Source organism: Sphingomonas trueperi, from assembly GCF_040545965.1.
Lineage (GTDB): Bacteria > Pseudomonadota > Alphaproteobacteria > Sphingomonadales > Sphingomonadaceae > Sphingomonas > Sphingomonas trueperi_C.
In genome coordinates this window covers 774,465-783,458 of record NZ_JBEPMV010000003.1, presented here as the reverse complement: position 1 = coordinate 783,458, position 8,994 = coordinate 774,465, and the positions used below count along the sequence as shown (strand labels likewise).

Annotated in this window: 7 protein-coding genes; 2 read left to right on the top strand and 5 right to left on the bottom strand. The window is 66.9% G+C overall.

Annotated elements, in window-relative coordinates:
- Positions 1-89: 89 nt before the first annotated feature.
- From ABIC35_RS11575 to ABIC35_RS11565, 3 genes are read right to left on the bottom strand one after another with little or no spacing between them, the layout of a single operon-like run.
- Positions 90-632: a GNAT family N-acetyltransferase gene (locus tag ABIC35_RS11575; RefSeq protein WP_121073775.1), complete on the bottom strand. Its 543-nt coding sequence runs from the start codon at positions 630-632 to the stop codon at positions 90-92.
- Between the two features lie 59 nt (positions 633-691).
- Entirely contained in the window at positions 692-2,485 is a 1,794-nt protein-coding gene (locus ABIC35_RS11570; protein WP_121073778.1) for an IlvD/Edd family dehydratase, read from the bottom strand.
- Between the two features lie 26 nt (positions 2,486-2,511).
- Positions 2,512-3,645 (bottom strand): aldose epimerase family protein, encoded by a 1,134-nt coding sequence (locus ABIC35_RS11565; RefSeq protein ID WP_121073781.1) that lies wholly within the window; start codon positions 3,643-3,645, stop codon positions 2,512-2,514.
- Positions 3,646-3,790: 145 nt separating this feature from the next.
- On the opposite strand from ABIC35_RS11565, the gene ABIC35_RS11560 reads away from it, so the two are divergent.
- Positions 3,791-5,092, top strand: coding sequence for a sugar MFS transporter (locus ABIC35_RS11560; protein ID WP_121073784.1), 1,302 nt, complete (start codon positions 3,791-3,793; stop codon positions 5,090-5,092).
- A 263-nt stretch (positions 5,093-5,355) separates the two neighbouring features.
- On the opposite strand, the gene ABIC35_RS11555 is transcribed toward ABIC35_RS11560, so the two are convergent.
- Positions 5,356-6,114, bottom strand: a complete 759-nt coding sequence (locus ABIC35_RS11555; protein WP_121079123.1) for a FadR/GntR family transcriptional regulator — start codon at positions 6,112-6,114, stop codon at positions 5,356-5,358.
- 124 nt (positions 6,115-6,238) lie between these two features.
- Here ABIC35_RS11555 and araD1 point away from each other — a divergent pair, with 124 nt between their 5' ends.
- Positions 6,239-7,234, top strand: coding sequence for an AraD1 family protein (gene araD1 / locus ABIC35_RS11550; protein WP_121073787.1), 996 nt, complete (start codon positions 6,239-6,241; stop codon positions 7,232-7,234).
- Between the two features lie 125 nt (positions 7,235-7,359).
- Here araD1 and ABIC35_RS11545 read toward each other — a convergent pair whose 3' ends face one another.
- Complete coding sequence (locus ABIC35_RS11545; protein WP_121073790.1) at positions 7,360-8,937, bottom strand: alpha-N-arabinofuranosidase; 1,578 nt, start codon at positions 8,935-8,937, stop codon at positions 7,360-7,362.
- Positions 8,938-8,994 lie beyond the last annotated feature (57 nt).

The window sequence follows — 8,994 nt, the reverse complement described above, 5'->3', positions numbered from 1 at the left end:
CATCGGCGAACTGCTTGATCGCTTCCCGCCCTGCCAATGTGCCAACTTCTTCCAGGCCGCTGGATATCAACGGTCAATGTGAAATTGCTCTAGCGGATCGCTTTCTCCATCCGCACCAGCGGCACGCGCACGCCGTCGATGGGTGCAGACAGGATCGGCTCGACGGCGCGATAGCCACAGGCCTCGTAGAGCGGTACGCCGGCCATGGTCGCCATCATCTCGGCGCGAGCGAAGCCGGCGGCGCGGGCGGCTTCCTCGCACAGGCCGAGCACGCGCCGACCGACGCCGCGGCGGGTGAAGTCCGGATTGGTGTACATCGCCCGGATCTTGGCGGCATCGTGTGCGGGGTCGAGCCGCTGGGGTTCGCGCGCGACGATGCTCGCGTCCCCACCGTACAGCGTCGCGCGGTAGGACCAGCCGCCGCAGCCGGCGATCGTGCCAGCACCGTCCTCGACGAGGAAATAGGTCTGGTCGGCGATCAACTGGGTGTCGAGGCCCATCACCTGGTGGCTGGCGGCGACCTGCTCGGGGGTGAGGAAACCGTGCTGGAGCTGCGCGATCGCGCGGGCCATCACCGCCCGCAGCGCCTCCAGGTCATCGGGCTGGGCGAGGCGATGGGTTAGGTCGGACATGGGCGTTCCTCGAGGGGTGGTGCGGCGGGGCTAGCCAGCCGCCGCACCGCCCGCAAGGATCAGTGGTTGTCGCGGGGCACGCCGTGGGTCTGGGCGATGCGCTGGAACTGCTCGGCGCCCTCCAGGATCGCACCGGTGTTCATCTGGCCGACCACGGCGCGCTGGATCGCCTGCCACGGCGTCTGCGAGGCCGGATAGGCATAGCCGCCCGCCTCGGCCAGCACGCGGCGGCGCTCGGCGAGCTCGTCGGCCGGGATCAGCACATCGGCGGTGCCGCGCTTGAGGTCGATCCGCACTCGGTCGCCGGTCTTGAGCAGCGCGAGGCCGCCCATCGCCGCCGCCTCGGGCGAGGCATTGAGGATCGACGGCGAGGCCGAGGTGCCCGACTGGCGGCCGTCGCCGATGCACGGCAGCGCATGCACGCCTTCTCGGATCAGATAGGCCGGCGCGCGCATGTTGACGACCTCGGCCGCGCCCGGATAGCCGATCGGACCCGCGCCGCGCATCACCAGCAGCGTGTCGGTGGTGATGCCCACGGCGGGATCGTCGATGCGGTGGTGATAATCCTCGGGGCCGTCGAACACCACGACCGGGCCTTCGAACGCCTCGGGATCGTTCGGGTTGGAGAGGTAGCGGTCGCGGAATTCGGGACCGATCACGCTAGTCTTCATGATCGCCGCGTCGAAGAGATTGCCGCGCAGCACGATGAAGCCGGCCTCGTTCACCAGCGGCTCTTCGAAGCGGCGAATGACCTTCTCGTCCTCGATCGTGGCATCCCGGCAATTCTCGCCGATGGTCTTGCCGTTGGCGGTGATCGCATTCTCGTGGATCAGCCCCTGCTGCATCAGCTGGGCGACCACGGCGGGCACGCCGCCGGCGCGGTAATAATCCTCGCCCAGATACTCGCCGGCGGGTTGCAGATTGACCAGCAGCGGCACCTTGTGGCCGTGGGTCTGCCAGTCGTCGAGCGCGAGCTCGGCGCCGACATGGCGGGCGATCGCGGCCAGGTGGATCGGCGCGTTGGTCGAGCCGCCGATCGCCGAGTTGACGACGATCGCGTTGAGGAAGGCTTCGCGGGTCAGGATGTCGGAGGGCTTGAGGTCCTCGGCCACCATGTCGACGATGCGCTTGCCGGTGCGGTAGGCGACTTCCTGGCGGTCACGGTACGGGGCGGGGATCGCCGCCGAGCCCGGCAGCATCATGCCCAGCGCCTCGGCGAGGCTGTTCATCGTCGTCGCCGTGCCCATCGTGTTGCAATAGCCGGTCGACGGCGCCGAGGAGCTGACCAGACGGATGAAGCCCTCGTCGTCGATCTCGCCGGCCGCGAGCAGTTCACGCGCCTTCCACACGATCGTGCCCGAGCCGGTGCGCTCGCCGCGGTGCCAGCCGTTGAGCATCGGCCCGACCGACAGCGCGATCGCCGGGATGTTCACCGTCGCCGCCGCCATCAGGCAGGCCGGGGTGGTCTTGTCGCAGCCGGTGGTCAGCACCACGCCGTCAATCGGATAGCCATAGAGCAATTCGACCAGGCCGAGATAGGCGAGGTTGCGATCGAGACCGGCGGTCGGTCGCTTGCCGGTTTCCTGGATCGGGTGGACCGGGAACTCGATTGCGATGCCGCCCGCCTCGCGGATGCCTTCGCGGATGCGTTCTGCGAGGACGAGGTGGTGGCGGTTGCAGGGGCTCAGGTCCGAGCCCGTCTGGGCGATCCCGATGATCGGCTTGCCCGAGCGCAGTTCCTCCAGGCTCAGCCCGTAGTTGAGATAGCGCTCGAGATAGAGCGCGGTCATATCAACGTTGTCAGGGTTGTCGAACCAGGCGCGGCTGCGCAGCTTGGGAGCAGAGTCGGTCATCGGAAAAGCCTTGCGGGAGGAGAAGGTCAGTTGGTCGTCGAGAAGCGATAGACGATCACGTTGCGGTACGTCTGCCCCGGATTGAGCCGCGCCGAGCCGAGTGCCGGCTGGTTCGGCGTATCCGGGAAGACCTGCGGCTCGAGGGCGAGTGCGTCGCCCTGGCGATAGGCGTGGTTGGACTTGCCGACCGCGGTGCCGTCGAGGAAGTTGCCGGTATAGAATTGCACGCCCGGCTGGTTGGAGAGGATCTCCATCACCCGGCCGCTCGACGGATCTTCCACCCGCGCATGCAGCACCGGCTGCGCCGACGCGGTCTTGGCGATCACGAAATTCTCGTCATAGCCCTGGCCGAAGACGATCTGCGGATCGCGGCCGTCGCGGATGCGGGCACCGATCACGGTCGGCTTGCGGAAATCGAACGGCGTGCCCTCGACCGGGCGGAGCTGCCCGGTGGGGATCAGCGTCTTGTCGACCGGGGTGGTGGTCTCGGCTGGGATCGTCAGGACGTTGTCGTAGATCGAGCGCTGCGAGGCTTCGCCGGCCAGGTTGAAGAAGCTGTGGTTGGTGATGTTGACGATGGTCGGCTTGGTCGTGGTCGCGGTGTACTCGACCGACAGCTCGTTCTTCTCGTTCAGCGCATAGGTGGCGGTGACGGTGAGCTGGCCGGGATAGCCTTCCTCGCCGTCCGCCGCGACATAGCGCAGGGTGACGCTGGCGCTATCGCCGCTCGCCACCTTCTCGACCGTCCACAGGCGCTTGTCGAAGCCCTTCAGGCCGCCGTGCAGCGCGTTGGGGCCATTGTTTTTGGCGAGGGTGTAGGTCTTGCCGTCGATGCTGAAGGTGCCGCCCTTGATGCGATTGGCATAGCGGCCGACGGTGGCGCCGAAATAGTTCGGGGCGACCAGATAGCCCTTCATGTCATTGTAGCCGAGCGTCACGTCATCGGACTTGCCGTTGCGATCGGGCGCCGACAGCGACTGGAGGATGGCGCCGTAGCTGAGGATCGTGGCGCGCATGCCGTGGCCGTTGGTGAGGGTGATCGCCTCCACCTTCTGGCCATCGGCGGTGGTGCCGAAGGCCGCGCGGGTCGCTTCGCCGGCCTGTGCGGACAGCGGAATCATCGCGGTGGCGAGCAGCGCGCCCTTGATAAGATAATTCATGCAATGCCTCTCCCTATCGGTTATCGCTGCTGCAAGCGGCGACGCGGCCGTTGACGCTGGACGCTCGGGTGAATACTCCGACTAGAAAGCGAAGAGCAACCCCGCCGCGTCTGCCCGTGGCAAAAAACGAGAGGATCATACCAGCATGGCGGTCGTGCCGACGTCAAAAGCTGCTCCGGCGGGGGCCGGGCAGGCTTCTTCCCCAACAAATTACGGACGCGCATTGGCCCTGCTGGCCACGCTGTTCTTCATGTGGGGCTTCATCACCGTGATCAACAACACGCTGCTGCCGCACCTGCGCAGCGTGTTCAACCTGAATTACACCCAGACTACGCTGATCGAGAGCGTCTGGTTCATTGCCTATTTCGTCGCTTCGATTCCTTCGGCTAAGCTGATCGAGCGGATCGGCTACCAGAAGTCGCTGGTGGTCGGCCTGCTCGTCATGGCGGCGGGCGCGGCGGGCATGACGCTGGCGGCAAGCCTGCCTTCCTACGGTGTCACACTGTTGATGCTGTTCGTTATCGCCAGCGGCATCACCCTGCTGCAGGTGGCTGCCAATCCCTATGTCACGGTGATCGGCCCGTCTGAGACGGGGTCGTCTCGTCTCAACCTCGTCCAAGCATTCAATTCGCTCGGCACCACGTTGGCGCCGCTGTTCGCGGGCTATCTGATCCTCGGCCGTTCGAAGGGCGGCACGGCGGAAGCTGGCGCAACGGCGCTCACCCAAGCTGAACGTCTGGCCGACGCGCAGTCGGTAATGCTGCCCTACGCGCTGGTCGCCGTTGTGCTGGTCGTGCTCGCAATCGTTATTGCGCGCTTCCCGCTGCCTGCGATGGGTTCGGCCACCAGCCGCGTTGCCAAGGAAGACCGCAAGAACCACTCGCTCTGGAAGCACCGCAACCTTGTCTTTGGCGTGCCGGCGATCTTCATTTACCTGATTGCCGAGATCGGCGTCGCCAACCTGTTCATCAACTTCGTGTCGCAGCCCGGGATCGCCAACATCACCCAGAACGAAGCATCCCGCTACCTGGCCCTCCTCTGGGGCGGTATGATGATCGGGCGCTTCGCCGGTTCGTTCATTATGCAGAAGGTGCCCGCCGGGACGGTACTTGCCGGCTTCTCGATCGGCGCATTCATCGTGATGTTGGGGGCAACGTTCCTGACCGGCCCTGCGGCGATGTGGTCGCTGATTCTGGTCGGCCTGTGCCACTCGATCATGTTCCCGACGATTTTCTCGCTCGGCATCAAGGGCCTCGGGCCGCTGACCGAGGAAGGCTCGGGGCTGCTGATCATGGCGATTGCAGGCGGCGCACTGGTCGTTGTGCAGGGATGGATTGCCGATGCTTACGGCCTGCAGCACTCGTTCCTGCTGACCGCGATCTGCGAGCTGTACATCCTGTTCTACGCGCTGTGGGGCAGCAAGCCGACCAACGCGATCGAGGATTGAGGAGTACGCGTTTCCTCCCTCGCGCAAGCGGGGGAGGGGGACCGCCGCCGGAGGCGGTGGTGGAGGGGGCGTCGCCGCGGGCGGCGCCCTTTTCGTTTGTGCGGGAGGGTCCCCTCCACCACGCCGCTGGCGCGGCGCGGTCCCCCTCCCCCGGAGCTACGCTCCGAGGGAGGAAACGCTAGCGGTGCAGCGGGATAGCATTTCCTCTCCCGCGAAGCGGGGGAGGGGGACCACCGCCAACGGCGGTGGTGGAGGGGGCGCCCTCACATCGAAAGGCGGGTGTCTTCCAGCGCGAGGTCGACCAGCGTGCGCATTGCCGCCGCAGCAGCCTCGGGATCCCCCGCCGCGATCGCGTCGAACACCTTGATATGATCGGGCACCGGATCGCGCGGCAGGGCGCGGGCGCGCTGCTTGTACTTCGTGGTCCAACTCACCGCCGCGCCGATGCTGGCGCTCAGCGCGACCAGCGCATTGTTGTGCGTCGCCTCCAGCAGCGCATCGTGGAAGTCGCGGTCCGCCGCGCGGCCGGCATCCGTCGCCAGCGTGTGGCGGCGCATCTTGGTGAGCGCGTCGCGCATCGCCTTGACGTCGTCGCGGTCGCGGCGCTCGGCGGCGAGGCGGGCGGCGGCCGGCTCGACCACCGCGCGCAGCTCGAACAGGTCGCGGACGAAATCGGTGTCGGGCTCGCCCGAGAACGCCCAGGCGAGCACCTGCGGATCGAGCATGTTCCACCGCGCGCGCGGCAGCACGCGGGTACCGGCCTTGGGGCGGCTTTCGACCAGCCCCTTGGCGGTGAGCACCTGCACCGCTTCGCGATAGGCGCTGCGCGACACGTCGAGCGCTTCGGCATTGGCGACTTCGCCGGTCAGCTTCTCGCCGGGCGCGATTGCGCCGGAGACAATCTGGGTGCCGAGATAATGGGCGATTGCCCCGCGCAGGCGGCGGCCCGAGCCCTTGGGCGTGCGGGTGATCGGCTGTACGCCTGCCTCGTCCACGCCGTCCGCCTGATCGTCCAATGCCATCCGCTCGCTCTCCTGCATATCTTCCCATGTAGCGCGAAGCCGTGCCGTCTCGCAAACGATGCGCGATTGCCAAGCGGGACGCAGGCTAATAAGTCGGACTAAACCGAGACTAAGGAGTGGTTCGATGGCGTTGCGGCTGATGCAGTATCGAGGGGCGGACGGACAGCGGCGGGTAATCGCCGCCGATGAGAGCGGCGCGCGCTTCGTCCGCGGTTTCGCCGATATCCGCAGCCTGGCGCTGCACGCGATCGAAGCGGGCCAGTCGCTGGCCGAAGCGGTGGCGGCGGCGGGTCGCGACGGCGACGCCGATCCGGCGGCGGCGCTGGCGGCGGGCCAGCTGCTCGCGCCGATCGATCATCCGGATGCCGCGCATCTGGTGCTGACCGGCACCGGCCTCACCCATCTCGGATCGGCCGAGGGCCGCGACAAGATGCACCGCGACGCGGCGGCCGCCGAGCACAAGACCGACTCCATGCGGATGTTCCTCGAAGGCGTCGAGGGCGGCAAGCCGGGTGCGGGCGCGATCGGGCAGCAGCCGGAATGGTTCTACAAGGGCAATGGCCATCATCTGGTCGGTCCCGGCGAGACGCTGGCGATGCCCGGCTTCGCCCAGGACGGCGGCGAGGAGCCCGAGCTCGCCGGCATCTATCTGATCGGCCCCGACGGCACGCCGTTCCGCCTCGGCCTGTGCCTTGCCAACGAGTTCAGCGACCATGTGACCGAGCGGCACAATTACCTCTGGCTCGCGCATTCCAAGCTGCGCCAGGCGGCACTCGGGCCCGAGCTGCTGGTCGGCGCGGCGCCGAGCGACGTGCGCGGCACCAGCCGCATCGTCCGCGACGGTGCGACCCTGTGGGAAAAGCCGTTCCTCTCGGGCGAAACCAACATGTCGCACAGCCTCGCGAACCTGGAGCATCACCACTTCAAATACGGCCTGTTCCGCCAGCCCGGCGACGTCCACGTCCACTTCTTCGGCACCGCGACGCTGTCGTTCAGCGACGGGGTGAAGACGGAAGTGGGCGACACGTTCGAGATCGAGGCGGCGCCGTTCACGCTGCCGCTGCGCAATCCGCTGGCGCAGGTGGAAGACACCGGGCTGACGGCGGTGAAGACGCTGTAATCCAAGTTCCCCTCCCGCTTGCGGGAGGGGTTAGGGGAGGGGCTGGACTGTCGCGGCGCTTCGTCCACGTCAGGCCCTCCCCCGTCCCCTCCCGCAAGCGGGAGGGGTGCGAAAGAACCGGGGCGTTACCCCCCGATTTCGACGACCGCCACCGACTTCGCCGGCAGTTCCAGCGTCACCGCGCCCTTGGCTACGCTGCCGCGGATCGGCTTGGGCACCACGGTATTCGGCGCCTCGAAGCTGTTGACCGCATCGACCTTCGCCGCCGTCAGCACCTCGCCCGCAGCACTCTTCGCCGTCACGCCGGCGAACTTCACCGCCACGCGCGCCGGCTTGCCGGCATTGAGGTTGGTCACCGCCAGCCACAATTTGCCGTCCTTGCCCCGCGCCGCGATCGCGTCGACGCGCGGCATGGTCACGCCGTCGTGCGTGTAGGTCCCGGCATCGAAGGACACCGGCACCGCCTGCGCATCCTGGAACGGAACGTACATGCGGAACACGTGGTAGGTCGGCGTGAGGACCATCTTCTCCTTGTCGGTGAGGATCATCGCCTGGAGCACGTTGATCATCTGGGCGATGTTGGTCATCCGCACGCGGTCGGCATGGCGCGCGAAGATGTTGAGGTGCAGCGCGGCGATGATCGCGTCGCGCAGCGAATTCTGCTGGTAGAGGAAGCCCGGATTGGTGCCCGGCAGCGGCGCCAGCCACACGCCCCATTCGTCGACGATCAGCGGCACCTTCTTGTCCGGATCGTACTTGTCCATAATCGCCGAGTGCTTGGCGATCATCCCGTCCATCGCCAGCGCTGCCTTGACCAGCTTGGCATAGCCGGTCTCGTCGAAGCCGACGCTCGGATAGGAGGGCGGCCAGCCGCCGGTGGTATAGGCGTGCATTGACAGGCCTTCGATGTTCCACGCCCAGTCATGGCCCTTCCACGCCGCCATCACCGCTTCGGTATAGCTGGTGTCGTTGTCGTTGGGGCCGACGGCGATGCGCTGCATCGGCTCCTTGCCCTTCTCGCCCTGCACCGGATCGAGATTGTGGGTGAAGCGGGCGAAGCGCTTCATCAGGTCGATATAGGCGTCGGGCCGCATCGATCCGCCGCAGCCCCAGCTTTCGTTGCCGAGGCCCAGCCACTTCACCTTGTAGGGTGCGACATGGCCGTTGGCCGCACGCTCCTTGCCTGCGGTGGTGGAGGGGTCGGCGGTCATATAGGCGAGCCAGTCGGCGGCCTCCTGGATCGTGCCCGAGCCGACATTGACCGAGACATAGGCCTCGGCGCCCACCTGGTCGGCAAAGTCCATGAACTCGTCGGTGCCGAAGCTGTTGGGTTCGCCCGATCCGCCCCAGTTGGTGTTCACGCTGCTGCGGCGCTTGTCCTGCGGGCCGATGCCGTCGCGCCAATGATATTCGTCGGCGAAGCAGCCGCCGGGCCAGCGCACCACCGGCACTTTGATGGCACGCAGCGCCGCAACCACGTCCTTGCGGATGCCCCGCGTGTTGGGAATGGCTGAGTCCTTGCCCACCCAGATGCCGCCATAGATGCCGCTGCCGAGATGCTCGGCGAACTGGCCGAAGATGTGGCGATCGATCACCGGCCCGGGTTTAGCGGCGGCATCGACGGTGACGGTCACGTCCTGCGCCAGCACGGGTGCGGGCGCGAGCAGCAGTGCCGCGCCGCAAAGCAATGTCTTCCGAAGCATGGATCCTCCCTGATCTTTTCTCAGGGCAGCCATGCCACGGATTCTACTCCGACTAAA

Bases quoted from the DNA above. Each gene is read 5' to 3' on its own strand.
- ABIC35_RS11560 (WP_121073784.1), top strand. From the start codon at position 3,791: ATGGCGGTCGTGCCGACGTCAAAAGCTGCTCCGGCGGGGGCCGGGCAG.
- ABIC35_RS11575 (WP_121073775.1), bottom strand. From the start codon at position 632: ATGTCCGACCTAACCCATCGCCTCGCCCAGCCCGATGACCTGGAGGCG.
- ABIC35_RS11565 (WP_121073781.1), bottom strand. From the start codon at position 3,645: ATGAATTATCTTATCAAGGGCGCGCTGCTCGCCACCGCGATGATTCCG.
- ABIC35_RS11545 (WP_121073790.1), bottom strand. From the start codon at position 8,937: ATGCTTCGGAAGACATTGCTTTGCGGCGCGGCACTGCTGCTCGCGCCC.
- araD1 (WP_121073787.1), top strand. From the start codon at position 6,239: ATGGCGTTGCGGCTGATGCAGTATCGAGGGGCGGACGGACAGCGGCGG.
- ABIC35_RS11555 (WP_121079123.1), bottom strand. From the start codon at position 6,114: ATGGCATTGGACGATCAGGCGGACGGCGTGGACGAGGCAGGCGTACAG.
- ABIC35_RS11570 (WP_121073778.1), bottom strand. From the start codon at position 2,485: ATGACCGACTCTGCTCCCAAGCTGCGCAGCCGCGCCTGGTTCGACAAC.